Consider the following 26315-nt stretch of genomic DNA (forward strand, 5'->3'; position numbering starts at 1 on the left):
CCGCCCTATCGGCGCGACGAAAAGGAATCACGAATGGCAGAGATGAAACTGGACGGCGGTGACAAGCGGCAGCGTGGCATGCTGGTGCCCATTCTGATTGCGCTGGGAATCCTTGCAGCAGCAGGTGGATGGTTTGCAAAGGTGTACCTGCACCCTGAGGTCACAGCCACCGCTGGCCCTTTGCAGACGTTTGAATACACGGCCCAATACGCACGCGGCGGCGGCATACTCGTCGGCGAAAATCAAACCGACGTCGTCACCTATGTCATCGCCGACATCGCATTGAAAGACAACACGGAAGTCCCGCTCTTCCTTAAAAGCATCGACGGCACACTCACCATGGAAGACGGCACCATCATGACCGCCAGCGCGCTGGAGAAGACAGACCTGCCGCGCCTTGCCGCCATGTTCCCTGCCATGCAGCCAAAGCTGGATGCCGTTGCACCCGCGCCATTGCTGCGCGAAAGCACCATCGCTCCCGGCGCCACCGGCCACGGCTACGTCATCTTCGCGTACAACGTGCCACAGGATGTATGGAACAAGCGCAAGGCCTCTGATGTCAGCATTAGCTTCTATCACCAGGAAACCGTAAAGGTGAAACTACCGAAGTAAGCGGCATCTGATGCCACAAAGCCCGTCATCCTGAGCGAAACGAAGCGTTAGCGAAGTGCAGTCGAAGGACCTGCATTCTTATCCCGTATGAGAGCGTCAAAGTGAAGACGTATGCCTTGAAGTTGCGGCATCGACTTCCCGAAACGTTGTAGTGGGTTGAGAGGAATGCAGGTCCTTCGACTTCGCTCAGGATGACGGTCTCCGACCGTAGGAGCTTCGCTGAAGTACAAGTAGGAGCGGAGCTTGCAATAAGCTCCGCTCCACGCTTCATCCGCCGAGCGAGAAATTCACGGTAATGGTTGTCTCCACATCCGTGGGTTCGCCATTCAACAGGTAAGGCCGATACCGCCACGTCTGCACCGCAGCCACCGCACTGCTGCGAAGCATCTCCGGGCCGGAGATTACGGTCAGCCGCTGCATCTCTCCGTTCTTCGAGATGATGGCACGCAACACCACCGCACCCGATACACCCGCAGCCTTTGCAATCGCTGGATAGACAGGATTGTTTCCGGAAAGCCTGTTGCCTGCGATCACGCCGCTGGAGATGAGCACAGGAGCAGTCACCTTCGGCTTTGTCACAGTCGCCACTGGCGGAGGAGGAGCCACTCCCAGGGCTCCTACGGGACCAAGTCCAGCGCCATCCGTAGCTCCAACAATGGACATGCCCACATTTATCCCTGTCGTGGGCGGCGCATCATCATGCCCGCGATCAATCGTGTGTGGAATAGCAGTTGGAGCCGTGAATACATTCATCACAGCCACAGACTTCACAGTCCGTTGCGGTGTGGCTTGTTGCACGGGAGTGGCATGGGGAGGTGGAGGAGGAGCCGTCACCACGGACATCAACGAGGTCCGCGGCAACGCCTCTGGATACAGCAGTGGAACCAGGATCATCGCACCGACAATCATTGCGTTGAACGTAGCGGTGATCCACACAAAGCGGCCGGAGTTTGACCTCAGCGCGCCTGACGATTCGACGATCGACATCTCGAACATAAGCAGTCCCATCTGCGAGAGAGAATGCTGGGACTGTAGACACCGACGCTGATCGTTTTGTTACAGCTATTGCCCCTTCGGGACAGATAAATATCCCGTCACCTGGTTCTTGCCCACGTTGTTCACCACAATCTCAAACAACGCCGGATTCTTGCCGCTGTAGAACTGCACCGGCTCATACAGGGTCTTATCCTTCTTCTCGATGTTGCGATCGTCGGAACTGAGGTTGAGCGTGAACTTGCCCTTCTTCTGATCCACCTTCTTCAACTGCAACTTCACGGACGACAGCAGCGTGGGCTGCGCGCCCTTCTGCAGCGTGAACTCGTAGTAAGTGCGATCACCCTTGTGCTTCAGATCTTCCAGCTCATCGTGGTTCTTCGCAATCAGGCCACTCATCACGCCCGCATCGCCAATCGTGCGCTGCAACTGCGTTTTGGTATCGGCCAGATCAGCCTTCGTTGCGGCAACGTCTGTCTTCGTAGAACCCAGGTCCGTCTTCACAGAGCCCACGTCCGACTTCACGGCGACAACGTTCTCGCTCAACTTTGCTTCCGCTTCTTCGCGCTTCGCATTGTCAATGTTCTGCTGCTTCATGATGGACGCGGCCTTCGCGTCCAACTGCGCCTGCGTGGTGCCCAGCTTCTGCGCAAACGTCTCCGATGCAGCGCGCGACCGTGCGTCAGAGGCATAAATGCGCTGTTGCAGCGTGCCTGCGCGCTCATCCGTCATGGCCAGTTTTTCTTCTGTCTTCTGCAGACGGTTCTGCAGCACGAAGGACCATACAAGCGCGCCAATGGCCAGCAGAATGGAAAACGCAACAGCAACGGGCAGCAATGCTGCATAGGAGCGTTGTGCGTCGGTATGGGAAGTCTGATCGTCCACGGTTCCTCCACGGATACTCTGCGACTCGTATCTGATTTCGCAGATTTCAAATCGCGCATGGTGCGAACTTAGAATAGACGCATGCGATCCCCCGATGTTGTCATTGCTGGTGCCGGACTGATTGGCCTCTCATGCGCCCTGGAGCTGCGAGCCGCAGGTGTGGCTGTGACCGTGGTGGAGCGTGGCCGCGCCGGACAGCAGGCTTCCTGGGCTGCGGGCGGCATGATTGGCGCCAGCGATTCCACCCATCCCCACCCGCCGGAGCTGGTGGCCATGGCCGAGCACAGCAGCAATCTGTATCGCGATTACCTGGAAATCATTGCGGAGCGCGGCGGCACGCGCGTCCCCTTCGAGACGGAATGGGTGCTGGAACAGGCCGAAGGCTGGCGTCATCATCGCACCACGCTTCCGGCGCTCGCCGGATCGGGCTATCGCCGACACGCGGAACCCAGCCTTGATCCGCGCAAGCTTTTTGCCGCACTGCGTGACGCCGTGACCAGGTCCGACATCACCATCCAGGAAGACGCACCCGTCCGCGGCGCATTTCAGCGTGAAGGCGGCGTCGACGTCCGCGTGAAGGACAGCGTGGTCTCCTGCGGCACGTTTCTCGACTGCACCGGCGCGTGGAGCCCGCCGCCTGTGCATCCCGCCAAAGGCCAGATGCTGCGCTTGAACGCCCCCGGAGCCATGTCCGCGCGTGGCCTCGGCAATATCGTCGTGCGCACGCCCGACATCTACCTGATCCCGCGGCTGGATGGCACCATTGTGATCGGTTCCACGATTGAAGATGCGGGCTTCGACCGCACCGTACACGACACAGATATCCAGCATTTACGCGCCGAAGCAGCGGCTCTGCTGCCTGCCCTGGCCGACGCGCCAGAGGTGGAGCGCTGGGCCGGTCTGCGTCCCGACACACCCGACCATCTCCCCCTGATCGGCCGTACCGGCGAGCATTCTTTCGTCGCTGCCGGACACTTCCGCAACGGCATTCTGCTGGCCCCCGCAACGGCACAAGCCATGTCCGAACTGATCCTCGGCGAGCCTGCTGTCCTTGACCTGCAGGCCTTCCGCCCGCAGCGATTTCCGCAGTATGCCGACTGAAATCAGGATTCTCTCAGCCCGGGCAGCGCGATATTCGCGCAGACGTGATGACAACCGCACAGACCTTTCGATATAACGGCGGTTTATAAGGCTGTATTGCCCACCCACTCAGGAGTCATCATCCATGTCGCAGGCAGTTGCCCCACGCGGGCTTGAAGGGATTGTTGCTACGACCTCCGGTATCTGCTGGATTGATGGTGAGGCGGGCGTCCTTTCCTATCGCGGCATCGATATTCACGAGCTCGCCGCCAAGTCCACTTTTGAAGAAACCACGTACCTGCTTTGGTTTGGCACACTGCCCACCGCCGCGGAACTGGAAGACTTCAGGCAGAAGCTCGCAGCCACGCGCACCCTTCCGGCCAGCGTGGTCACTTTCCTGAAGACGTTGCCCAAAGAAGCCAGCGTGATGGAAGTGCTCCGCACCACCGTCAGCCTGCTCAGCATCGGCGACCCGGACGACACCGACTCCAGCCACGAAGCCAACGTCCGCAAGAGCTTCCGCCTCACCTCACAGATTCCCATGGTCGTGGCGTACTTCGATCGCATCCGCAAGGGCAAGGCCGTGGTCGAAGCTGACACCACGCTCAGCCACGCGGGCAACTTCCTTTACATGCTGACCGGCGAAAAGCCCATCACGGAAGCCGAGAAGGCCTTTGACGTTGCGCTGATCCTGCACGCCGACCACGAACTCAACGCCTCCACCTTCGCCGCACGCGTCATCGCCGCCACACTCAGCGATGTGCACTCCGCCATTACCGGCGCCATTGGCGCGCTGAAGGGACCACTGCACGGCGGCGCCAACGAAGCCGTGATGAAGCTGCTTTACGAGATCGATGCCGCAGGAGCAGACCCCGTGGAATACGTGAAGGACCTGCTGGCGAACAAGGTGAAGGTTTCCGGCTTCGGCCATCGTGTCTACAAGACGGAAGACCCCCGCGCCACGCATCTGCGCCGCATGTCAAAGGACCTTGGCACCGCCGCAGGCAATGCCAAGTGGTACGAGATGAGCGAAAAGATTGAAGGCTACGTGCGCGGCGAAAAGAAGCTCAACGCGAACGTCGACTTCTACTCCGCCTCCACCTACACCACGCTCGGCATCGACATGGATCTGTTCACGCCCATCTTCGCGGTAAGCCGCATCTCCGGCTGGGCAGCACACGTCATCGAGCAGCATGACAACAATCGACTGATCCGTCCCCGCGCGGAATATACCGGCCCGGCCTATCCCGCGCCTTACATTCCCGTGGGACAGCGCTCGTAATTTCTTCAGTTCGATTGCCACGAAGTGCCCTGCCCGAATAGGCTTTAGGCTTATGCGGTCAGGGCGTTTCTTTTTGCGATGGTGTCTATGGACTGTCACAGTCCCGGGGATATGCCCTGCGCAAACCGCAACACCACAAGCCACGGCAGCCGTTCAGAACACAAAGACCATGTCCGATCAGGATCTGGCATTGGCTGTGGCCAACAGCCTTGGCCCTGCGGGCATCGTGCCGCGCACCACCGGCTTCAACGCCAGCGTCATCTCCAGCTCGCAATACGATTCCATCACCGGCTGGGCCAACATCCTGACGCCAAGCCTTGCGTGGCGATTCAACCGCTACGTCAGCGCCGATGTCGCCACGCCGCTCTTCCTGTACATGCGTTCGCAACGTATGGTGCAGCCACCCTTCGGACCGCCCTACACCGACACCACGATCCGCCACGGCCTGCCTGGCGACACCACCCTGGCTCTGCACCTGGGTTCGAAAAGCTTCGATATGGGCAGGCTTGGTGACTTCTATGATGTGGTGACCGGCTCCCTCTCCGCGCCCACCGGCTCCGTGGAAGACGGCATTGGCGCGGGCAAGGTGACCTACAACGTCACGAATCATCTGCAGTCCGCCAGCTTCCTCGCGCCGTACGTCGACCTCGGCATCGGTTCCACAAGCCGCCTGCAGAACCGCCGCGTGCAGCGTTCGCAGACCTCGCGTGGCCAGCTTGCCAACTTTGGCGTAGGTGTCAGTATGGAGCTGCCCCGCTCTTCCACCATTTACCTGGAAGGTTACGAGCAGCTCCCTCTTGGCACGCAAACCGTCTACCAGGTGGACCCTCGTTCCGGCCGGCCGGATGTCACGCAGAACTCGAACGGCCTCGCCGAAGACAACGGCATCAATCTCTCCTTCGACCTCCCGCTGGCGCCCCATGTCATCTGGTCAGCCTTCTACAGCCGCGGCCTGCGCCTGCATGAAGACACCGTAGGATTCGCCTTCACCCTCCTGCTTCGCAACCCGCATCGCAAAACCACCGACCGCTGAGATGTGGCACGCACATCCGGCACAATAGAAGGAATGACCTCCGCTCCTCAGAACGAAACGCGTCGCGGCCTGATCGTGGCCATTGACGGCCCCGCAGGCGCAGGCAAAAGCACCGTCGCCGCGCATCTGGCGCGCACCTTTGGCCTGCTCAATCTGGAAACCGGCGCCATGTATCGCGCCCTGGCTCTCAAGGCTCTGCGTAACAAAATACCCGTAACCGACGGCGAAGCCGTCCTCGCGCTCACCACCAACACCACCATCACGCTTGAACCCGGCGCTGGCGGCAACCGCGTTCTGCTGGACGGGGAAGACGTCACCGCGATACTGCGCAATCCCGAGGTGACACAGGCAGCCTCGCAGGTCTCTGTACACGGCCCGGTCCGCGTGTGGATGGTCAACGCGCAGCGCACCCTTGGCCTTGGCGCCGCAACAGGCGTCGTCATGGAAGGCCGGGACATTGGCACCGTCGTCTTCCCCGATGCCGATGTGAAGATCTTCCTCGACGCCAGCGTGGAAGCGCGCGGCGATCGCCGCTTCGCCCAGCAGCCCGCCGCCGAGTCAAAAGAAAACCTCCTCAACGAAATGCGCGACCGCGACAGGCGCGACCGCGAACGCACGGAGAGTCCTCTGCGCCCCGCGGAAGACGCCATCGTTCTGGATACCACCGGCATGACGCTGGATCAGGTTCTGGAACGCGCCGCGGCCATCGTGGCAAACGTCCCTCGCCGTTAGCTCTAATGGAAATAGGGTCGGCAGACTTCCGTGTCTTCAGGAAATTTTCCGAACCCTTGTTTTTCCTGAGTAAATTTTGTGTTTCGTGCTAGTCTATGCCCAATCGTTAGAGACAAAGTGGTCATTTCCCCGCCAAAAGCGCGGATAACCCCTTGTATTCAACGGCAGACTCGAACAAAGAAGAAGAGGACCGGGCTTTATGGAACAGGGCACAGTGAAGTGGTTCAACGACGCAAAGGGATTCGGGTTCGTCAGCCGTGAAAATGGCGAGGACGTCTTCGTACACTACTCGGCAATCCAGTCCAATGGCTTTAAGAGCCTGCAGGAAGGTCAGGCCGTGCAGTTCAACGTGGTGAAGGGACCCAAGGGCTGGCAGGCGTCGGACGTCACGCCGCTCTAAGCCATCTGCATTAACCCCCGGCAGATTCAGAGGGCAGTCTTCCCAACAGAGGCTGCCCTCTTACGCAAGCACTAGTTACAAGTGAACTGCGTGTACAGATACGACGTCACTGTCGCAATCGTTGAGACGTAAAACGACACAAAGCTGCCAGACCCCAGTGTCCCTGGCCCGGTGCATGTCGTTGTTGTGTTCGGTGCAACCGTGCAGGCCGTAGACGGATTCGCGCTCATATTCCCCGGCGTTCCTGTACGAATCGTCAACTGGGCATTCGTCGTCTGCCCGCCTGTGATGGGGGCCGCGTAGTAATACGCCTGTACGCTGGCCAGGTTGCAGGTGGAAGGAAGCCACTGCAACACTGTCCCGAGCTCCGTGGCGCTTTTCACATCGGTCAACGGGTTGTAATACTGCGCCACGCCGCTCGCAACCGTGTGAACCGCCGAAAAGAACGCACTGCCGCCGCTGGAAGACCCCGCAGGTCCCGTTGGCCCCGCAGGCCCAGTCGCGCCGGTGTCGCCCTTGGGAATCGTGAAGTCCAGTTGGATGCTCGACGGATCCGTGCTCACGTTCTTCACAATCGCTGCAGTCCCCGCGGCACCGGTATGCGTGGCAGAGACGCTGATCGACGGAGCCGTTCCCGCAGCCCCGGCGGCACCCGCAGCCGCCAGCAAAGCCCATGCCGAAGCACTTCCCGCGTCGCCCACAGGATGAACGCCACTACTTGCGGCGCGCGCAAAGTAAGCCGAACCGTTGTACGTGACCACGCTCGTTGGCTGATAGGAAACCGAACTATCCCACGCTCCCAGGAACGTCAGCCCCACCGAACCCGTCGCGCCCGTATCCCCTTTCGGCAGCGTGAAGTTCAGGATCGCCGCATTCGAAGTCCCCGCATTCGTAACGGTGGCAGTCGCACCGCTGGTCACTGTGCCAATGGCAACGGTCGCAGGCCCCGGATTGCCCTGTAATGCCAGCAATTCCCAGTCGCCCGTGTTGTTCGCAACGGAAACTGCCGGATCGGCAGTATTCGTGCTCCGCTTCGCCACATACGATGACCCGGCCTCGAAGACCACGTCGCCCAGGCTGTATCCGGTTCCGGCCAGCCACGTTCCCTTGTACGTCAACCCCGGTGAACCTGTAGCACCGGTCGCGCCCTGCGGAATGGTGAAATTCAAAACCGCGGCACTGCTGCTGCCCGCGTTCTGCACCACCACACTGCTGCCCGCTGCACCTGTGCTGACCGTGCCCACCTGAATCGTCGCCGCAGCTCCCGCGGCACCGTTCGTTCCGTTGGTGCCATTCGCACCCGCAGCACCCGTTGCACCCGCAGCCGCCAACAGTGACCATAACGACGAAGAACCCGGCGTCACCGCCACATTCACATCCGAAGTCGAGATATATGCCGACCCGCCGTATGAAACCGCATCGCCCGTCACATAGCCGGTGGCGCCGCTCCACGCACCCCTCCATTGCAACCCCGGAACACCCTGCTGCCCGACAGCCCCCGTAGCTCCCGGATCTCCCTGCGGCCCCTGACTTCCCTGCAAACCCTGTACGCCGGTGGCTCCGGTATCGCCCTTCTGTGCCAGCAGTTGCCACGCGGGACTGATGCCCGGAGCATTCCCCGTCACCGCCGCATAAGCGATGTAGGATGACCCGTTGTAAGAAACCGCATCGCCTGCAATGTAAGCCGTCGTTGCAGACCACGGCCCCAGAAACCGCACCGGTTGTCCCTGCGGACCGGCAGGCCCTATCGGTCCCTGCACACCCTGCGAACCAGTAGCTCCCTGCGGCCCGGCAACACCCTGCGCACCCACCGGCCCCTGCGCTCCGGGAGCCGCAATCTGCTGCCACCACAGCGCCGACGAATCCGGAGGATTACCGTAGTTCGTCGCCTGCAACGAAAGCCACGTCCCACCCGCATAGGTCACCGCATCATGCAGCGCATAGCTGGTGCTGCCGTTGTAAGCCCCCAGATACTGCATCCCAGCAACACCCTGCGGCCCTACCGGCCCAATATCGCCGGTATTGCCCTGCGGCCCTTGCGGACCCGCTGGCCCAGCCTGCCCCTGCACTCCCTGCAAGCCCTGAGGCCCCTGCAAACCCGTGGCGCCCATCGCCGCCAGCAGCGTCCAGTCCGCCGGGGAACTATCCGGCGAGTTCCCATGATTCGTCCCATGCAGCGAAAGCCACGTCTGCCCCTGCCACGCCACCGCATCATTGGTCGCGTAATTTGTGGTGGAAACATACGTTCCCTGCCACGTCAGGCCCACCGGCCCCGGATCGCCCTGCGGTCCCACCGCCCCGGTCGGCCCCTGCACTCCCTGTGCCCCATCGCGCCCCGGAGCACCCTGTGGTCCCGTCGAACCGACAGGACCGGTTGGCCCCTGCGGACCAGCCGAACCCACCATTCCCGCGGGCCCCTGTGGACCAATCGGCCCGGTGTTACCCGTATCGCCCTTCACACCCTGCGGCCCCTGCGAAGTCAGAGCCCCCCAGTACGTCGGCGAACTATCCGGCGTATTCCCCTGGTTCGCATCCACCAGCGACGCCCACGACCCGCCCTGCCAAACCACCACATCGCCCGTCGCATAGTTCGTGGTGGAGGCATACACCCCCTGATACACAAACCCCGGACGCCCAGTAGCTCCCGTTGCGCCGCGATCACCCTGCGGCCCAGTAGCCCCGGTATAGCCACGCTCGCCCTGGGGTCCCTGCGGACCAATGGCTCCGGCAACACCCTGGGGCCCCTGCACCCCAATCGCCGCAGGCACCAGCGCCGCCCAGTCGTTCCCTGAAATATCCGGCGCATTGCCACGATTCGAATCATGCAGCGATACCCACGCTGTGTCCTGCCATGTCACCACATGGTTGGTCGCATAGTTTGTCGTCGCTGCATACGCACCGTCAAACAGCAGGCCATTGATGATGGTCGTGATCGAAGCAGGGTTCGTGGAAGCAGGCACCAGCACAGCCCAGTCGCCGGACGAAGTATCCGGCGTATTGCCATGATTCACGTCATGCAGTGAAACCCACGCAGCGCTCTGCCACGTCACCACCTGGTTCGTGCTGTAGTTCGTCGTGGACACATACGCCCCGGCATACTGCAACCCATTTCCCGTAGACGACCCGCTACCGCTCGCAGCAGGAACCAGCAGTCCCCACGACGTCCCGGAAAAACTCGGCACATTGCCCGTATTCGCGCCCACCAGCGACACCCACGCCGCATTCGCAGACGTCACCACATCGCCCGCCGCATACAGCGTGGTCTGGCTCCACGCCCCCTTGTACGTCATGCCTGAAGCGTTCGTTCCGGGATCGCCCTTTGGACCCTGAGGTCCCACTGGCCCTTGTGGTCCCGGATCGCCCTTCGGACCACCTGCAGGGCCTGCTGGTCCCTGCGGCCCCGTGGCCCCGGTATCACCCTTCGGCCCCTGTGGTCCCACCGGCCCCACCACGCCGCTGGTCAGCGCAATCTCCAGCTCCGCAGGATGCGCCGTCGTATCGCTTTCCTTGCTATCCAGCGCCACGTCCGCCGTCGACGTTGTCAGCGCTAATCCAAAGTTCGTGGTCGGAGTATTCACCCATGCCTGCACCATCGCCGTGACATCCACCGCCACAAACTGCGCCTCATCCGTCACGGCGAACACCTGCGCTACCGTACCCAACAGCGGCAGCGTCTGCGCGGTCACCGCACCTTCCGCCCATGCGGTCGATACCGGCGCAACGCCCACCACACCCGGCGTATTCACACGGTTCACATACAGCCGCAGCGTCGCTCGGCTAATCTGCGATCCCGTCGTTCCCGACGGCAACGTGCCCAGGTCAAACCGCAGCAGCGCCGTACTGGTGCTGTTGATGTACAGATTGCTCAACGAACCAAAATTAACGGATGGACGGCCCGTATCCACGGCAGTATCCGCGGCCAACGTTGCCGCCTGCCCGCGAACACACCCCGGCAACAGCAACAGGCCTGCAAATGCCAGCGCCGCCGGGCAGAATCGCCACGTAGCGATTCGCGATGAACTAAGACTTAGTTGCATGCGGCGTAAAACGTCAACACACAACACAAACCACGACACACGATGCAAAAGGCCATGTACCATCGGGGCCAATCGCTGTCCGAATGTCTATTCAGGAGAGCTACAGTGTAACGACAGAACCCCACCTGCTTCTGTCGCAACGACCACGCACAGCTCATAATTTCCGCATCTAACCACTCGCGTTCCCAAAACGGGAAGAAACACTCCCGCGATACACTCGCAGGGTCGTTCTGCACCTATTTGTTTTTCTTTGAGGAAGCACACTGATGAGCAACAGCCCGAACGCCGGCAAGCTGCCGGACCCGCACTGCCTGACCGACCTGCCCCGTCTCGTCTCCGCCTACTACACGCTGCATCCTGACGCTGACAACGCCGCGCAGAAGGTCAGCTTCGGTACCAGCGGCCATCGCGGTTCCGCGCTGCACGGCGCATTCAACGAGGACCACATCCTCGCCATCACGCAGGCCATCTGCGAATATCGCGCAGGCCAGAAGATCACCGGCCCCCTCTTCCTCGCGATGGACACCCACGCGCTCAGTGAACCTGCCTTCCGCAGCGCGCTCGAAGTCCTCGCCGCCAACGGCATCGCCACGCGCATCGACGCAGGCACACCCGAGACTAGCGGCCAGCCCGGCTACACACCCACGCCCGCGCTCTCGCACGCCATCCTGGTCTACAACAAGGGCCGCAAAGACGCCCTGGCCGATGGCATCGTCATCACGCCCTCGCACAACCCGCCCGAAGACGGCGGCTTCAAGTACAACCCGCCCAACGGCGGCCCAGCAGACACCGACGTCACCGGCTGGGTGCAGAACCGCGCCAACGACATCCTGAAAGCAAAGCTCTCAGGCGTAAAACGTGTGCCCTTCGAACAGGCACTCAAAGCCTCGACAACGACCAAACACGACTACATCACCGAGTACGTTGACGGCCTCTCCAATGTCGTCGATATGCAGGCCATCGCCGCCAGCGGCCTCAAACTCGGCGTTGATCCCCTGGGTGGCGCAGGCGTCTATTACTGGCAGCGCATCGCAGACAAATACAAACTGCCGCTGCAGGTGCTCTCCACCATCGTCGATCCCACCTTCCGCTTCATGCACATCGATTGGGACGGCAAGATCCGCATGGATTGCTCCTCGCCCTTCGCCATGGCCGGCATGATCCAGAACAAGGACCACTTCGACGTAAGCTGGGCCTGCGATACCGACCATGACCGCCACGGCATCGTCGCCAAGTCCACGGGCCTGCTGAACCCCAACCACTATCTCGCCGTCAGCATTGAGTACCTCTTCGCCAACCGTCCTAACTGGCGCAAGGACGCCGCCATCGGCAAGACACTCGTCTCGTCCTCGATGATTGATCGCGTGGGCGCTGGCCTCGGCCGCAAAGTCCTCGAAGTCCCCGTCGGCTTCAAGTGGTTCGTCAACGGCCTCTCGGATGGCTCGCTCGGCTTCGGCGGTGAAGAATCTGCTGGCGCATCCTTTCTCTGCCTCGACGGTTCCGCATGGTCCACCGACAAGGACGGCCTCATCATGGGTCTGCTCTCCGCGGAGATGACCGCACGCACCGGCAAGGACCCCGGCGAACTCTACCAGTCGCTCACCGCACGCTACGGCAACCCCGTCTATCAGCGCATCGACGCCGCAGCCACGAAGGAAGAGAAAGCCAAACTCGGCAAGCTGTCACCGGAACAGGTCACCACAAAGGAACTGGCAGGCGAACCCATCACCGCCGTCCTCACCAACGCCCCCGGCAACGGCGCGGCCATTGGCGGCCTGAAAGTGGCCACGGAAAACGGCTGGTTCGCAGCACGCCCCTCCGGCACGGAAGATGTCTACAAGATCTACGCGGAAAGCTTCCAGGGTGAAGACCACCTCCGCCAGATTCAGGACGAAGCCAAACAACTGGTCAACGCAGCACTCAAGGGCTAACTGCGAAACAAAAGAGCGAACGCAGCGTCCACAACGAACCGCCGCGACGCTGCGGAACCGTTGCGAACACTGCGTTCGCTCTTGTTTTACTTCTTAACCTGCTTTGCAACGATCAGCGACGAAATCTTGTCATACGTGGCCTTGGGCACAATGCCGCGCGACACAAGCTGGTTCTTCGCCGTGTACGGACGTCCGTCCACAATCTTCTTCGAATACACCTGCCCCACACCTGGCAGCGCCTGCAGTTGATCCAGCGAGGCTGTGTTAATGTCCAGCGGCTCACCCTTCATAGCCGGTGCTGCGGCAGCGGCCTTGGTCACTGCAGTTGTAGCGGGCTTGCTCTGCGCGTGCAGAACGGGGAGGGCCAGCGCCAGGACAAATGCGGGAAGAATACGGAAAAGCTTCATACGGAACGTCCTCCTAAAGGTACTTCCGTAAGCAACATACGCCCCCGCAATCCCGCTGCATAGAGTCAGTTTGCAATTCTTCATCCCGCAGGAATCAATTGACATAGAACCCTTCGGCGATTAGCCTTGTAGTTGCAATGCTCGTTCGCACACACCATCACGGCCACCATCACCACGCGCACATCAGCGCGACGGCGGCGGTATCCGGTGCAAAGCGGTAGACGAAGGCAACAAGCACAGGATTCGATTCATCACCAGCCCGCCCGAGCGATGCTCACTGGCGGGCTTTGTTGTGTCCGCCTCATCGCAAACGGCACAACCACTTGAGGAAGAAATGACCACTGCAGCAGCCACGCAACCCACTATCGACTTTGTAAAAGCAGGCGGCCTCGTCCCCGGCGTTGTCCAGCACGCCACCACTGGCCAGATGCTCATGCTCGGCTTCCTGAATGAAGAGAGCTACCGCCGCACACTGGAGTCCGGCTTCGTCACCTTCTTCTCCCGCACACGCAACAAGCTGTGGATGAAGGGCGAAACCAGTGGCAACCGCCTGAAGATCGTCAGCCTGCACACAGACTGTGACAGCGACACGCTCCTCTTCCGCGTGGAAGTGGAAGGCGACGGCCTGGTCTGTCACGAAGGCACCGTAAGCTGCTTCACCCGCGAAATCGAAATCACGCGCGAGAGCATTGAGATCACCAGCGACAGCATTGAGATCACGCACGAGAGCGAGATCATCCGCGACAGCATTGAGATCACGCACGAGAGCGAGATCATCCGCGAAGTCGAAATCAGCAAGTAATGAAGTCGAATTAACAAGTGATGTTGGGTGCCCCACATCTCGATTCTGAGATGTGGGCAGAGCGGCAAAGCCGCTCTCATCGAGCGAAGCTCGACCAACAAAGTTTCTGAAGAAGCTCGACAGGAAAAGTTTTGAAGGGGTCCGGCTTTAGCCGGGCCATAAGAATCAAGCAATGAAACGGGGCTTTAGCCCCTGAGGGTCTGCTGGTCAGGCCACATGGAGAAGACAGTGAGCAAACTCAAACTCGGCATCCCCAAGGGCTCCCTTCAGGACGCCACCATAGACCTCTTCAAGCGCGCCGGCTGGCAGATCAATCCCTCAGGCCGCAGCTACTTCCCCTCTATCAACGACCCTGATATCGAATGCATGCTCGTCCGCGCACAGGAGATGGCACGCTACGTGGAAACCGGCTCGCTGGACGCAGGCCTCACCGGTAATGACTGGATCCTCGAGAACCTCTCCGATGTCGAACGCATCACCTCGCTCACCTACAGCAAGGCCAGCCGCCAGCGGGTGAAGTGGGTCCTCTGCGTCCCTGAAGACTCGCCCTTCCAGAAGCCCGAAGACCTTGAAGGCAAAGTCATCGCCACCGAACTCGTCGAGTACACCAAGCGCTACTTCGCTGAGAAGAACATCAACGTCAAAGTCGACTTCTCCTGGGGCGCAACCGAAGTCAAGCCCCCCATGCTCTGTGACGCCATCGTTGAAGTCACGGAGACTGGCAGCAGCCTACGCGCCAATCGCCTCCGCGTCATCGACCTGCTGATGGAAAGCGAAACGCAGTTCATCGCCAACAAGAGCGCCTACACTGATCCGTTCAAGAAGCAGAAGATCGACAACCTTGCACTCATGCTCAACGGCGCCATCAACGCGCTCTCGCAGGTCGGCCTCATGCTCAACGTCCCCAAGGCTAACCTCGATCAGATCCTCTCGATCCTGCCCGCACTCTCTTCACCCACCGTCTCGCATTTGAAGGACGACAACTGGGTCGCGGTGAACACCATCCTCGACGAAAACACCGTCCGCGAAGTGATCCCGCAACTCAAGGCAGCAGGCGGCAGCGGCATCGTCGAATACCCACTCAGCAAGGTTGTTCTGTAACGCGCTTTTGGCTCTTGGCGGGTGCCCCACGTCTCGATTTTGAGACGTGGGTATCGCGCAAAGCGCGACCCAGCGAAGCTCATACGCATAGAGTGCGTCATCCTAAGCAAAGCTCATACGGCCAAAGGCCGTCATCCTGAGCGAAACGAAGTGAAGTCGAAGGACCTGCATTCCTCTCGCACTACGGGAATGCAACAAGGACGACCAATGAAGCTCATCAAAACCACAGGCCGCACCAAAGCCGCCGCTTACGAACTCCTGGCCACACTCGAACGCCGCGGTGCAGTCAAAACCGCCGAGGTGGAACCCGTCGTCCGCAAGATCATGCGCGACGTGCAGAAGAGCGGCGACAAGGCGTTGCTGAAATACGCCTCCCAGTTCGACAGCCTCAACGGCCCCATCCGCGTAACGCAGGAAGAAATGCTCGCTGCGTGGAATGAAACATCTCCAGAACTAAAAGCCGCACTGCAAGCCGCAGCGGAAAACATCCGCAGCTTCGCCGAACAACAAAAGGCCGAAGAGTGGATGACGCAGAACATACCCGGCGTCACCGTCGGCCAGATCATTCGTCCACTCGAATCCGTAGGCTGCTACGTCCCCGGTGGACGTTTCCCTCTGCCGTCCACGCTACTCATGACCGCGATCCCCGCGTCCGTCGCAGGCGTGAAGCGCATCGTCGTATGCAGCCCCAAGCCCGCACGCGAAACCCTCGCCGCAGCGCACCTCGCAGGCATCACAGAGATGTATCGCACCGGCGGCGCGCAGGCCATTGCCGCACTCGCCTACGGTACGCAGACCATCACGCACGTCGATAAGATCGTCGGCCCCGGCAACCTCTACGTCACCGCCGCCAAGATCATCGCGTCGACCGAGTGCGGTATCGACATGCCCGCAGGCCCAACTGAAATCGTCGTCACCAGCGAAAAGGGCAGCGCTGCAGGCATCGCCGCAGACCTCGTCGCACAGGCCGAGCACGATCCCGAAACCCTCGCCGTCTTCGTCACCGCAAACGAACAACTCGCACGCGGAGTAGTTAGCGAAGTTAAGCTTCAGGCCAAGGGCAACAAGCTCGCCGAAATCTCCCTGAAGGCACGCGGCACAGTGTTCCTCTGCGGCTCCATCGAAGAGACCCACATCATCACCAACCGCCTCGCGCCCGAGCACCTCACTGTCGACAGCGACAAGGATCTCAAGTGGGTCGTTAACGCGGGCAGTGTCTTCATCGGCAACTACTCGCCGCAGTCCATGGGCGACTACATCAGCGGCCCCAACCACGTTCTGCCCACAGGCCGCGTTGGCCGCATGCGTGGCGGTCTCAGCGTGAACGACTTCCTCAAAATCATCACCGTGCAGAACTACACACGCAGCGGCCTCGCCACACTCGCGCCGCAAGCCATCGCACTCGCAGAGGCGGAAGGCCTCATCGCGCACGCCAACTCTGTGCGCATCCGCAGAAAAGGAGGCAAGCGATGAGCGAAACAGCGCAAGCCACAAATACGGGTGCCCCACGTCTCGATTCTGAGACGTGGGAGATTCAACCGCGCCGCGCCATCCTCGCCATGCCCGAGTATCACCCGCCCCTCGGCGGCCGCGACGCACTGCGCCTCGACTTCAACGAGAACACACATGCCCCGTCACCGCGCGTGCGTGAAGCCCTCAGCACACTCTCGCTGGAAAGCTTCACCATCTATCCCGAACGCGCGCCGGTAGAAGCAAAAGTCGCCGCACACTTCGGCCTCAAGCCCGAGCAAGTGCTCCTTGCCAACGGCACCGACGAAGGCATTCACCTCGTCACCTACACCTTCCTCGAAGAAGGTGATGAATGCCTCTTCGCCACGCCGTCGTTTTTCATGTACGACGTCAACGCCATGGCCATGGGCGCAAAACTCATCCGCATCCAGATGGACAGCACGCTGCAATTCCCCTACCAGCGCATGCTCGACGCCATCACACCCAAGACGAAGCTCATCATCCTCTGCTCGCCGAACAACCCCACTGGTAACACCATCACGCGCGACCAGATCCGCACCATCGCAAAAGCCGCACCACACGCGGTCATTCTCGTCGACGAAGCCTACTTCCACTTCTTCGGCGAGAGCGTGATGACAGATTTGATTGAGGGTCATTCAGAGCGCAGCCAAGAATCCCCGCTCCCTTCGACCTCTACGACAGGTTCAGAAAGTTTCGGGCGCGAACCGGGTGCCCCACGTCTCGATTCTGAGACGTGGGTTCCACACAACATCCTCATCGCCCGCACCTTCTCCAAGGCCTACGGCCTCGCCAACCTGCGCGTCGGCGCCATTGCCGGACCAGTTAGCTTAATTAACCATCTCCGCAAAGCCAGCTCGCCTTACAACGTCAACGGCATCGCACTCATCGCCGTCAACGCCAGCGTGGACGACACCGAATACATCGACTGGTACGTTGCACAGATCACCGAAGGTCGCGAACGCATCTACAGGGCGCTCGACAACATGAAGGTGCCCTACTGGCAGTCGCACGCCAACTTCGTACTCATGCACATCGGCCCGCGCCACAAGGAGTTTGTCGACGGGATGCGCGCCCGCGGCGTGCTCGTCCGCGACCGCAGCAGCGACCCCGGCCTCGATGGCTGCGTCCGCATCACCATCGGCCTTGAAGATCAGATCAGCATCGGCATCGCCGCGCTTCGTGACACACTTGCAGGCATGGGATGGACGCCCGCCGAAGTGAACAAGCCGGAAACAGCACCCAAGGAGACACCCGACTATGAGTAACCCAGAGAACGGCAGCGACCTCCACACCGCACCGGCATACACCGAAGCCTTCCCTAACGCTCCTGGCACCCCTAAGACGGGTGCCCCACATCTCACTTCTGAGATGTGGGTTCAGCGCATCGCAGAGATCGACCGCAACACCACCGAGACCAAGATCAAGCTGCGCCTCAACCTCGACGGCCAGGGCACCTACAACGTCCGCACCGGCATCCGCTTCTTCGACCACATGCTGGAGCTCTTCACGCGTCACGGTGGCTTCGATCTCGACCTCGTCTGCAACGGAGACCTCGACGTCGACCAGCACCACACCGTGGAAGACGTAGGCATCGCACTCGGTGAAGCCTTCGACAAGGCGCTCGGCGACAAGAAGGGCATCCTTCGCGCAGGCTACTTCGTCATGGCCATGGACGAGACACTCGCCATCGCCGCCATCGACATCAGCGGCCGCGTTGGCTACGCCGTGGACGACCAGGTGAACGTGCCCATCGTCGGCGATCTGCAAACCGAACTCGTCACCGACTTCTTCGACGGCTTCGCCCGCGGCGGCCGCTGCAACGTCCATGTAAAAACCATGTACGGCCGCAGCAACCATCACAAGATCGAAGCCATCTTCAAAGCGTTCGCCCGAGCCCTGCGCGGAGCCGTAAGCCGCGACGAACGCATGAAAGACCTGCTGCCGAGTACAAAGGGACTGCTATAACACCCTCGTGTAAGCGAAGCGATAAGCGCCAAAGGCGCGCCGACATATTAGCCTAGGCCGAAGGCCTAGGTAGACGAACCAAACCAGAACCAAGCGCTGAAGGCGCGCTCTATAGATCGGGCCTTCAGCCCTCACCGGACTTACCAAATGCAAACCTAAGCCTACGGCCTAGGCTAAAATTGCCCGCGCCGTTGGCGCTTCACATCGAGTCCGCTGACTTGCTGACTCGCTAACCTGCTGACTGGCTGAATTTCTTATGATCCAGGTAATCGACTACAAAGCCGGCAATCTCACCAGCGTAGTTAAGGCGCTTAACTATCTCGGTGCAGAGACCAACATCACGCAATCACCCGACGACGTCCGCAAGGCCGACAAGATCGTCCTTCCCGGCGTGGGCCACTTCCGCGCCACACAGCTTCTGCACGACCTCCAGCTCACCGAGGCCACACGTGAAGCCATCGCACGCGGCGTACCCTTCCTTGGCATCTGCGTGGGCCTGCAGTGGCTCTATCAGGGCTCTACCGAAGCCGAAAGCACCGACGGCCTCTGCGCCTTCGGCGGCAAGTGCGAGCGCTTTCCCGCCACCTTCGACGGAGCCGAACTCAAGAGCCCACACGTCGGCTGGAACTCCCTCGAAGACATCCGCCCGGACAGCAAACTGCTGCGCGGCATCTCCAACGGCGAGTTCGTCTACTACACCCACTCCTGGCGAGCGCCCATCAGTCGCGACACCGCCGCCTCCACCAGCTACGGCGGCCCCTTCACCGCAGCCGTGGAACGCGACAACGTCATGGGCGTCCAGTTCCACCCAGAAAAATCCAGCAACACCGGCCTCAAATTACTTCGCAATTTCGTGGAGTTGTAACAGGAACGAACGCAGCGATCGCAACGGCCCGCCGCGTTCGCTCTTAGGAGTTTCAATGCTGACCAAACGCATCATCGCCTGCCTCGACGTCCGCGCTGGACGCGTCGTCAAAGGCATCCAGTTCCTTGACATCATCGACGCCGGCGATCCCGCCGAGCTCGCACACCGCCACGCCGCAGCAGGTGCAGACGAGATCGTGCTGCTCGACATCACAGCCACGCACGAAGGCCGCGGCACGTTGATCGACACGGTGAAGCGCACCGCCGCAGAACTCTTCATCCCTTTCACCGTTGGTGGCGGCATTCGCTCTGCAGAAGACGCAGAAGCCGTCTTCCTCGCAGGCGCAGACAAAGTCAGCATCAATTCCTCTGCCATCGCACGGCCCGAACTCATCGGCGAAATCGGCTCCAGCTTCGGCGCGCAGGCCGTCATCGTAGCCATTGATGCCAAGCGCAACAACGAATCCAGCGACCCCATCGGCGACGCGGAAGTCTACGTCAGCGGCGGTCGCAAAAACACCGGCCTCAAAGTGGTCGAGTGGGCCATTGAAGCCGAGCAGCGCGGCGCAGGCGAAATCCTGCTCACCAGCATGGACTCCGACGGCACACGCGCAGGCTTTGATGACGAACTCACCGCACGCGTTTCACAAGCAGTGCAGATTCCCGTCATCGCCAGCGGCGGCGCAGGCACGGCCCAACACTTCGTCGATGTCTTCGGGCATGGATCAGGGGGAGGCAAAGCCGACGCCGCACTCGCAGCCAGCATCTTCCACTTCGGCATCACCGATAGCTGGGCACTGAAGCGTGAACTGCAACAACACGGCGTCCCCGTACGCCTATAAAGAACGAACGCAGCGAAAGCCACGGACCCGCTGCGGACGCTGCGATCGTTCTTGCATTTTCAAGTAGCCATCAGCGAGAACTGATCGCCCCATCCTTCTGTGGCACACCAAACTCCGGCACGCCGCCCTTCCACGTAAACCGCTGCGCCCGCACCGCGCGGTTCCGCGGCGTTGGATCATCGGTAGCCTTCGCCGCATACAACAACCACCATCCATCCGCATCCTGTGCAAACGTGCCACGCCCCGGCCCATAGATGCCATTCGCAGGACTCGCCTCAAATACCGGCTGCGGCATCTTCACCCAGTTCTTTCGCTGCAACGGATCGCCACCACGAAACGTCAGCAACCCCAGGCAATATCGGGGCGAAGCCGTATCGCTCCCCGAATACACAATGAATGTCTTACCCGCGTGATACAGCGCCGTAGGCCCTTCATTCACGGGATAATTCTTCGTCGTACCCGCACCGCGCTCCCACGCAAACTCCGGTTCCGCAATCAAAGCCTTCTCGCCCACAGGCTGCAATGGCGACGACATCTTTGTCATCCAGATCGCGTTCTCCCCACGATCCACGGTTACATACATCAGGTACGGCACACCCCTCACCATCAGCAACGACGGATCAATCGAAGGCCGCCCCAAATCCAGCGCTCCATGAAACGTGTAGCTGCCAAACACATCGTCTGCGTCGGATGACAACACATAAATCGCATGACCGCCTTTGTTCATCCGAGCCGTGAAGTAGATCCACCAGCGTTCCTGCATCCGCCACAGCGTCGGCGACCACACCTGGTCCATCCCTTCCGGCGCCGTGAACACCACCTTCGCATCCTGCGCTGCCGACACGACACTGGGACCACTCCAAAGCGTAATGTTGTTGCCCGTCGTCGCCAGCAACACATACTTACCCTGCACCGGATGCAGCGTAATGAACGGGTCCGCGTGATCCAGCAGCGGATTCGTTTGCGCCACCGCCCCACCGACAAAAAGCACACACAGCAGCAAAACGCGAAGAAGACTCATCCGCCAATTCCAAGCCAACAGGCACGCGCGGTCAAGCGCCAATACACTAGAAGAGTCATGCTCATTCCATCCATCGACCTCATGAACGGACAGATCGTCCAGCTTGTCCAGGGTGAAAAACTCAAGCTCGCCTTCGACGACTTCGATTACTGGATCAACCGCTTCTCCAAGTACCCGCTCGTGCAACTCATCGACCTTGACGCGGCCATGCGCCAGGGCGACAACCGCGCGCTCATCCAGCAGTTCACGTCGAAACTCACCTGCCAGGTGGGCGGCGGCCTTCGCACCGCGGAAGACGGCCAGCGCATGCTTGATCTTGGAGCCAGGCGCGTCATCTACGGCTCCACGCTCTTCGGCGGCGACAACGAAGCCGACCGCAAGCGCCACCCCGTCCTCAACCTCAACTTCGCAGAGTCGCTCAACAAGGCACTCGGAGAAGACCAGCTCGTCTTTTCCGTCGACACGAAGCACGGCAAGGTTGCGGTCAAAGGCTGGAAAGAAAACGTCGACCTCACACCGGAGGAAGCCGTCACGTGGCTTGAGAACGACTGCGCTGCCTTCCTCTACACCCACGTCGACACCGAAGGCACCATGAGCGGTTTCCCCATGGACATCGCGGGTATCCTGCGCGCCTGCACGGCGAAGCAGTTGATCGTCGCCGGTGGCATCAAGGAAAAGAAGGAAGTGGACGACCTGGACGCCATGGGCGTGGACGCCGTAGCAGGCATGGCCGTCTACAGCGGAGCGATGGAAGCCTAGAGCCTGTTATGCCTGCTCCGCCGCGGTTGACACATCCGTGCGGAGCAGGTGCAATCCTGCCATGCGTCTCTCCGCTTGGATGATCTCCACGCTTCTCGTCGCAGTACCCTTGCATGGTCAACAGACCGCGCCCATCACACGCAACGACCTGCCACCCAGCACCGTTCTCTCCGATTCACTCACCTTCTTCGATCGCATCCGTTCGGATATGGCGAACTGGTCAGACGTGGAGCTTGCTGCATTTGAGGCCACTGCGGCACAAGCCAACGACGACTGCAACCGCATCGAACGCACCGCGCATGAAGGCGATGAAGAACTCGCACTCGCACGCCTGTGCGCTCTGGGTCGCGACTGGGACGGCACTTACTCCGCCGCACGCTGGTACACACGCAGTACCGCCCCGCCCAACGAGTCGCAGCATCTCAGCGCAGGGTTCGCTCTGCTGCTGCAGGCAGATCTGAACCTGCAAGCAGTCGCTCGCGCCATCACCGAACTTCAGGAGATGCACGAGCGTCTTCCCTTCACTGCAGAAACAGATGGCATCTTCGTCTACGTCATCAACGCGCTTGAGGTGATACGTCCGGAACAGGGCCTCATCGCAACCATGCTTCGCCAGCCCGACCTGCTTAACGCGGTCGCCGGAAAGAACAGCACACTCAACCCCGGCATCAGCGAAGCGGAAGCATGGCACACGCTCGCTCTCCTCCATGCCGCCGGTCGCAAGGATGAAGAGCAAAACCAAAAATCGCTGCTGCTGGAAACCATCGCACAAAGGTCTGCGCCTCTGTCCACCACGGACCAGTACCTCGCTCAGCGCGCCCGCATTCGTTACGAATGGCTTTCGCAACCATCGCCCGCTTTTACGATCACGCGCAGCACTTATTCGCCAACGGCCCACCTACAGGCAAGCAAAAAATCCACTCTGTTGGTGATCGAAAGCGCCACTGCAGCAGACGTTCCGGCCCTCTCACTCGCGGTCGACTCCCTGCGCACGCGGCTTGCCCCAGGCCAGCAGGCGTCCCTCGTATTAATCGGAAAGTCACCCGCCGCAAACGCAAAGCGAGATCCGCACGAACCGGTTATCCACGCGGCATACACCTCTGTCCCATTGCTGGAGAACTTCGCCACCGACAGCGGCCCTTTGTTTGTCTTTCTGGACAGCACAAACCGCGTCACATGGCTAGGCACAGGAACTGCCGCATGGCTCAATCCACAACAGCAGGTAGAGATACTTCTGCAGAGAGCCTCAACGCCCTAAGACAGCACTTACCGCCGACGTCCCAGGTTTTCCAGCGTCTTAATCAACTTATCCGGATGGATCGGTTTTGCTTCCAGTGCAAACGGCAGATCTCTGTCTTCAATCAACTGGCTCGTGCCTGCCTGCCCGGAAAATAGCAGCACCTGCACCGTGGGCAGCATCTTCTGCACTGCCAGCGCCAGGTCAATGCCGTTGGTTCCCGGCATCATCACGTCTGACAATAGGTAGTCCGGCAGAAAGTTCTCTGCCAACTCCAACGCTTCTTTCGCACCGTATGCGCCAAAGGCGTCATAGCCGTGGATGTTCAGGATTTGCACCACCGTATCGGTGATCAGGCGTTCATCATCCACCACCAGCACACGTCTCCTGCGCGGAGCAGACTGTTCACCAAAATGCGTAGCTACATCATGCGGCGGCGGGGGATACGCCGAATCGCCTTCAAGGCGAAGGATGCTCATGCATTGCCTCTTCCACCCGGAGCAACATTCTGCGCCAGGCCATTCTCATACGGCAGAAAGATACGGAACGTGGTTCCGTGATCCTCGGCATCTGTGTTGCTGACCACAGCAATACTACCGCGATGCTCTTCCACAAACTGCCGCGAGAGCCACAGTCCAATGCCCGTACCGCGCTGTTCCTTCGTCGTGAAAAACGGCTCGAAGATTTTCTCCAGCAATTCCGGAGAAATACCTGTCCCCGTATCTGCCATCAGCACGTTCACGCCCTCCGCAGGCGACTCGCCCTCCGGCTCCACAGAGACAGACAGATCGCCCCCCTGCGGCATCGCATCAATCGCATTCGCCACCAGGTTTGAAAACAACTGCGTCAATTCGCCTTTACGCATCGTCAGCGGTCGCGATGGATGATAGTCCCGGTGCACATCAATCCCGCTATACGCCAGCTTCGCGCCATACACGGTCAGCACTTCCTCCAGCAGCACACTCACTGGAAAATCCACCGGCATCGCCGTCTCGCGGAAATATCCCAGCGTCTGCCGCGCAATCAGCGACACCCGTTCAATCTCCTGCTCCGCCAGCCGAAGATATTCCTTTACCTGGTCGTTCACCGTGGGGCTCAGCCGCGCAAGGTAGATCAGGTTCACCACGGCTTCCAGGGGATTGTTGATTTCGTGCGCAATCGTCGCGGCCATGCGTCCCGTGGCGACTATCTTCTCTGTCTCCACCAGGCGCCGCTCAAATTCCCTACGTTCAGAGATGTCGCGCGCAATCTTCGAAGCGCCCACCACCTTGCCGCTTGCATCCCTTACCGGTGAAATCGTCAGCGACAACGACAACAACTTGCCTGACTTTGCGACACGTGTGGTCTCGAAGTGTTCAATGCGTTCACCGTTTCGCAGCCGCGCAATGATCGTCTTCTCTTCGTCCTGCAGATCAGCAGGAATCAGTGTCAGGATGGAATGTCCGATGATCTCTTCCGGCGTGTAACCGAAGATGCGCTCTGCCGCGGCATTCCAGCTCATGATGGTGCCGTCCAGGTCTTTGCTGATAATCGCATCGTCCGACGACTCTACAATCGCCGCCAGCAATGCATTTGCCTGCGGCCCTCCCTCCGGCAATGGCTGACCGGAAGACTTGTCTTTTGATTCGTTGTCCTGCGTCACCACTCAAGACCTGTCGATCACGAAAAACTAATCGGACCGCATCTTCCCCGGGAAAACTTTTATGCGTTTCCACCTAAGATGGAACTCCTATAAAAAAGGATGCACATAAGTCCTCAGACCAGCTACTCGGTATTCGAATCCGCCATCGCGTAATAGCCCTTCCGCGCCTGGATTTTCACATCCTTGCCGCATGAAATGGCAATGTTGCGGAACGTCCCGTCGAACTTCTGATTCTTCGGCGTATAGCTGATCAGGTACTGCGTCCGCAGTTCATCGCTGATCTGGGCAAAGGCATCATCCAGCTTCTTGCCGTTGTGCCCCACGTTGATCACACGGCCGCCGGTTTCCTTCGTCAGTTTGTCCATGTCACCCGCAGGATTACCCATCGTGTACGTCGGCCCGCCCATGCCGAAGCCGAACCCGCCCGCATCGCTGATCAGGATCACGTAGATGATCGTGTTCGCCTTCTGCGCCGCTTCGATGGCTTCCTTCAGCTTCACCTGGCTGCCCTGGTCGCCGCCGTCCGTCAGCATGACGATCACCTTGCGACCAGCCTCGTCGTGCAGCTTCTCATGCGTCGCCAGATACACCGCGTCGTACAGCAGCGTTCCCTTGGGCGTGCTGTTTCCCGTTACTGAACCAGTACCTGCGCCCGTATTGATCTGCGCTTTGTTCATCGCCCTGCGCAGCGCGGCAGGACTGTTGGTGTAATCCGCCAGCAGATCCACATTGATGTCGAACGAGATCAGAAACGCTTCGTCCTTCGGTGTCAGCACATCCTTCAGAAAGGTCGCGCCACTCTCCTGCTCCAGCGGCAGCACATTCTCCTGCGATCCGCTGGTATCCAGCAGAATGCCGATCGTCAGCGGCAGCTTCTTTTCCTGGGTGAAATTCTTGATCACCTGCGGATCATTGTTCTCCGTCAGCGAGCAGTCATCCTTATGCAGCCCCGTCAGGAACCCGCCCTTGTCGCGCGCGGAGAAATACGTGTTCACCAGGTTCACCTGAACCTTCAGCGTCTGCCCGTCGGCAACTACCTCCTCCTGTTTTGGAGCGGAACTCGCCGGCGGCGGCCCCATAGGCGAAGGAGCATCCTGCGCCCACGCAGAGGCGGAAAATGACATCACGGCAGTAAGGGCAAGGGCAGAAACGCACAGAGAACGCATACGAAGTATTGGACGGGACACCACGCCCCGAAG

General features: G+C 60.3%; 23 protein-coding genes and 1 pseudogene. 16 read left to right on the plus strand and 8 right to left on the minus strand.

What is annotated here, in order from left to right:
• Positions 1-33: 33 nt before the first annotated feature.
• Positions 34-612 carry a hypothetical protein gene (locus AB6729_RS16440; RefSeq protein ID WP_371082749.1) on the plus strand — a complete coding sequence of 193 codons (579 nt, stop codon included), beginning with the start codon at positions 34-36 and terminating at the stop codon, positions 610-612.
• 267 nt (positions 613-879) lie between these two features.
• Here AB6729_RS16440 and AB6729_RS16445 read toward each other — a convergent pair whose 3' ends face one another.
• Both AB6729_RS16445 and AB6729_RS16450 read right to left on the minus strand, forming a co-directional pair.
• Positions 880-1620, minus strand: coding sequence for an energy transducer TonB (locus AB6729_RS16445; protein ID WP_371082750.1), 741 nt, complete (start codon positions 1618-1620; stop codon positions 880-882).
• Positions 1621-1674: 54 nt separating this feature from the next.
• Positions 1675-2490 carry a hypothetical protein gene (locus AB6729_RS16450; RefSeq protein ID WP_371082751.1) on the minus strand — a complete coding sequence of 272 codons (816 nt, stop codon included), beginning with the start codon at positions 2488-2490 and terminating at the stop codon, positions 1675-1677.
• A gap of 81 nt (positions 2491-2571) precedes the next feature.
• Here AB6729_RS16450 and AB6729_RS16455 point away from each other — a divergent pair, with 81 nt between their 5' ends.
• The 5 genes from AB6729_RS16455 to AB6729_RS16475 all read left to right on the plus strand — a co-directional run bounded on the left by AB6729_RS16455 (position 2572) and on the right by AB6729_RS16475 (position 7017).
• Entirely contained in the window at positions 2572-3591 is a 1020-nt protein-coding gene (locus tag AB6729_RS16455) for an NAD(P)/FAD-dependent oxidoreductase (RefSeq protein WP_371082753.1), read from the plus strand.
• A 124-nt stretch (positions 3592-3715) separates the two neighbouring features.
• Complete coding sequence (locus AB6729_RS16460) at positions 3716-4852, plus strand: citrate synthase (protein WP_371082754.1); 1137 nt, start codon at positions 3716-3718, stop codon at positions 4850-4852.
• A 169-nt stretch (positions 4853-5021) separates the two neighbouring features.
• Positions 5022-5885: a hypothetical protein gene (locus tag AB6729_RS16465; RefSeq protein WP_371082755.1), complete on the plus strand. Its 864-nt coding sequence runs from the start codon at positions 5022-5024 to the stop codon at positions 5883-5885.
• A gap of 33 nt (positions 5886-5918) precedes the next feature.
• Positions 5919-6617, plus strand: a complete 699-nt coding sequence (cmk, locus tag AB6729_RS16470; protein ID WP_371082756.1) for a (d)CMP kinase — start codon at positions 5919-5921, stop codon at positions 6615-6617.
• A gap of 199 nt (positions 6618-6816) precedes the next feature.
• Entirely contained in the window at positions 6817-7017 is a 201-nt protein-coding gene (locus tag AB6729_RS16475; RefSeq protein ID WP_047497671.1) for a cold-shock protein, read from the plus strand.
• A gap of 71 nt (positions 7018-7088) precedes the next feature.
• Here the strand turns inward: AB6729_RS16475 and AB6729_RS16480 are convergent, their stop codons facing one another.
• On the minus strand, positions 7089-11117 hold the full coding sequence (locus AB6729_RS16480; protein ID WP_371082757.1) for a DNRLRE domain-containing protein: 4029 nt from the start codon (positions 11115-11117) through the stop codon (positions 7089-7091).
• A 203-nt stretch (positions 11118-11320) separates the two neighbouring features.
• On the opposite strand from AB6729_RS16480, the gene pgm reads away from it, so the two are divergent.
• On the plus strand, positions 11321-12985 hold the full coding sequence (pgm, locus tag AB6729_RS16485) for a phosphoglucomutase (alpha-D-glucose-1,6-bisphosphate-dependent) (RefSeq protein WP_371082758.1): 1665 nt from the start codon (positions 11321-11323) through the stop codon (positions 12983-12985).
• An 86-nt stretch (positions 12986-13071) separates the two neighbouring features.
• On the opposite strand, the gene AB6729_RS16490 is transcribed toward pgm, so the two are convergent.
• Positions 13072-13392, minus strand: coding sequence for a ComEA family DNA-binding protein (locus tag AB6729_RS16490; RefSeq protein WP_371082759.1), 321 nt, complete (start codon positions 13390-13392; stop codon positions 13072-13074).
• Positions 13393-13726: 334 nt separating this feature from the next.
• On the opposite strand from AB6729_RS16490, the pseudogene hisI reads away from it, so the two are divergent.
• The 7 genes and pseudogenes from hisI to hisF all read left to right on the plus strand — a co-directional run.
• Positions 13727-14068: pseudogene (hisI, locus tag AB6729_RS16495) on the plus strand (phosphoribosyl-AMP cyclohydrolase); the annotation flags it as partial.
• Positions 14069-14410: 342 nt separating this feature from the next.
• Complete coding sequence (gene hisG, locus AB6729_RS16500; RefSeq protein WP_371082760.1) at positions 14411-15295, plus strand: ATP phosphoribosyltransferase; 885 nt, start codon at positions 14411-14413, stop codon at positions 15293-15295.
• Positions 15296-15502: 207 nt separating this feature from the next.
• The gene (hisD, locus tag AB6729_RS16505) at positions 15503-16768 is read left to right on the plus strand and encodes a histidinol dehydrogenase (protein ID WP_371082761.1); all 1266 of its coding nucleotides are present in this window, start codon (positions 15503-15505) and stop codon (positions 16766-16768) included.
• Complete coding sequence (locus AB6729_RS16510; protein ID WP_371082762.1) at positions 16765-18051, plus strand: histidinol-phosphate transaminase; 1287 nt, start codon at positions 16765-16767, stop codon at positions 18049-18051. Before hisD ends, AB6729_RS16510 begins: the two co-directional genes overlap by 4 nt.
• A gap of 103 nt (positions 18052-18154) precedes the next feature.
• Complete coding sequence (hisB, locus tag AB6729_RS16515; RefSeq protein ID WP_371082835.1) at positions 18155-18751, plus strand: imidazoleglycerol-phosphate dehydratase HisB; 597 nt, start codon at positions 18155-18157, stop codon at positions 18749-18751.
• A 256-nt stretch (positions 18752-19007) separates the two neighbouring features.
• Positions 19008-19616, plus strand: a complete 609-nt coding sequence (hisH, locus tag AB6729_RS16520; protein WP_371082763.1) for an imidazole glycerol phosphate synthase subunit HisH — start codon at positions 19008-19010, stop codon at positions 19614-19616.
• A gap of 55 nt (positions 19617-19671) precedes the next feature.
• A complete protein-coding gene (gene hisF, locus AB6729_RS16525) occupies positions 19672-20457 on the plus strand; it encodes an imidazole glycerol phosphate synthase subunit HisF (RefSeq protein WP_371082764.1) in 786 nt (261 codons plus the stop codon).
• Positions 20458-20527: 70 nt separating this feature from the next.
• On the opposite strand, the gene AB6729_RS16530 is transcribed toward hisF, so the two are convergent.
• Entirely contained in the window at positions 20528-21478 is a 951-nt protein-coding gene (locus AB6729_RS16530; protein ID WP_371082765.1) for a family 43 glycosylhydrolase, read from the minus strand.
• A 57-nt stretch (positions 21479-21535) separates the two neighbouring features.
• Here AB6729_RS16530 and AB6729_RS16535 point away from each other — a divergent pair, with 57 nt between their 5' ends.
• Both AB6729_RS16535 and AB6729_RS16540 read left to right on the plus strand, forming a co-directional pair.
• Positions 21536-22237, plus strand: a complete 702-nt coding sequence (locus tag AB6729_RS16535) for a HisA/HisF-related TIM barrel protein (protein WP_371082766.1) — start codon at positions 21536-21538, stop codon at positions 22235-22237.
• Positions 22238-22298: 61 nt separating this feature from the next.
• Positions 22299-23495, plus strand: coding sequence for a hypothetical protein (locus tag AB6729_RS16540; RefSeq protein WP_371082767.1), 1197 nt, complete (start codon positions 22299-22301; stop codon positions 23493-23495).
• Between the two features lie 8 nt (positions 23496-23503).
• Here AB6729_RS16540 and AB6729_RS16545 read toward each other — a convergent pair whose 3' ends face one another.
• The 3 genes from AB6729_RS16545 to AB6729_RS16555 all read right to left on the minus strand — a co-directional run bounded on the left by AB6729_RS16545 (position 23504) and on the right by AB6729_RS16555 (position 26240).
• On the minus strand, positions 23504-23953 hold the full coding sequence (locus tag AB6729_RS16545) for a response regulator (protein ID WP_371082768.1): 450 nt from the start codon (positions 23951-23953) through the stop codon (positions 23504-23506).
• Positions 23950-25116, minus strand: a complete 1167-nt coding sequence (locus AB6729_RS16550) for a nitrogen regulation protein NR(II) (RefSeq protein ID WP_371082769.1) — start codon at positions 25114-25116, stop codon at positions 23950-23952. The genes AB6729_RS16545 and AB6729_RS16550 overlap by 4 nt, the downstream gene beginning before the upstream one ends.
• A 122-nt stretch (positions 25117-25238) precedes the next feature.
• Positions 25239-26240 (minus strand): VWA domain-containing protein, encoded by a 1002-nt coding sequence (locus AB6729_RS16555; RefSeq protein WP_371082770.1) that lies wholly within the window; start codon positions 26238-26240, stop codon positions 25239-25241.
• Between the last annotated feature and the right edge of the window lie 75 nt (positions 26241-26315).

It is taken from the genome of Terriglobus sp. RCC_193 (assembly GCF_041355105.1).
In the GTDB taxonomy this organism is placed as follows: Bacteria; Acidobacteriota; Terriglobia; order Terriglobales; family Acidobacteriaceae; genus Terriglobus.

Coding starts and splice junctions, on each gene's coding strand:
- AB6729_RS16440 (WP_371082749.1), top strand. CDS start 34: ATGGCAGAGATGAAACTGGACGGCGGTGACAAGCGGCAGCGTGGCATG.
- AB6729_RS16445 (WP_371082750.1), bottom strand. CDS start 1,620: ATGGGACTGCTTATGTTCGAGATGTCGATCGTCGAATCGTCAGGCGCG.
- AB6729_RS16455 (WP_371082753.1), top strand. CDS start 2,572: ATGCGATCCCCCGATGTTGTCATTGCTGGTGCCGGACTGATTGGCCTC.
- AB6729_RS16460 (WP_371082754.1), top strand. CDS start 3,716: ATGTCGCAGGCAGTTGCCCCACGCGGGCTTGAAGGGATTGTTGCTACG.
- AB6729_RS16465 (WP_371082755.1), top strand. CDS start 5,022: ATGTCCGATCAGGATCTGGCATTGGCTGTGGCCAACAGCCTTGGCCCT.
- cmk (WP_371082756.1), top strand. CDS start 5,919: ATGACCTCCGCTCCTCAGAACGAAACGCGTCGCGGCCTGATCGTGGCC.
- AB6729_RS16475 (WP_047497671.1), top strand. CDS start 6,817: ATGGAACAGGGCACAGTGAAGTGGTTCAACGACGCAAAGGGATTCGGG.
- AB6729_RS16480 (WP_371082757.1), bottom strand. CDS start 11,117: ATGGTACATGGCCTTTTGCATCGTGTGTCGTGGTTTGTGTTGTGTGTT.
- pgm (WP_371082758.1), top strand. CDS start 11,321: ATGAGCAACAGCCCGAACGCCGGCAAGCTGCCGGACCCGCACTGCCTG.
- AB6729_RS16490 (WP_371082759.1), bottom strand. CDS start 13,392: ATGAAGCTTTTCCGTATTCTTCCCGCATTTGTCCTGGCGCTGGCCCTC.
- hisG (WP_371082760.1), top strand. CDS start 14,411: ATGGAGAAGACAGTGAGCAAACTCAAACTCGGCATCCCCAAGGGCTCC.
- hisD (WP_371082761.1), top strand. CDS start 15,503: ATGAAGCTCATCAAAACCACAGGCCGCACCAAAGCCGCCGCTTACGAA.
- AB6729_RS16510 (WP_371082762.1), top strand. CDS start 16,765: ATGAGCGAAACAGCGCAAGCCACAAATACGGGTGCCCCACGTCTCGAT.
- hisB (WP_371082835.1), top strand. CDS start 18,155: ATGTGGGTTCAGCGCATCGCAGAGATCGACCGCAACACCACCGAGACC.
- hisH (WP_371082763.1), top strand. CDS start 19,008: ATGATCCAGGTAATCGACTACAAAGCCGGCAATCTCACCAGCGTAGTT.
- hisF (WP_371082764.1), top strand. CDS start 19,672: ATGCTGACCAAACGCATCATCGCCTGCCTCGACGTCCGCGCTGGACGC.
- AB6729_RS16530 (WP_371082765.1), bottom strand. CDS start 21,478: ATGAGTCTTCTTCGCGTTTTGCTGCTGTGTGTGCTTTTTGTCGGTGGG.
- AB6729_RS16535 (WP_371082766.1), top strand. CDS start 21,536: ATGCTCATTCCATCCATCGACCTCATGAACGGACAGATCGTCCAGCTT.
- AB6729_RS16540 (WP_371082767.1), top strand. CDS start 22,299: ATGCGTCTCTCCGCTTGGATGATCTCCACGCTTCTCGTCGCAGTACCC.
- AB6729_RS16545 (WP_371082768.1), bottom strand. CDS start 23,953: ATGAGCATCCTTCGCCTTGAAGGCGATTCGGCGTATCCCCCGCCGCCG.
- AB6729_RS16555 (WP_371082770.1), bottom strand. CDS start 26,240: ATGTCATTTTCCGCCTCTGCGTGGGCGCAGGATGCTCCTTCGCCTATG.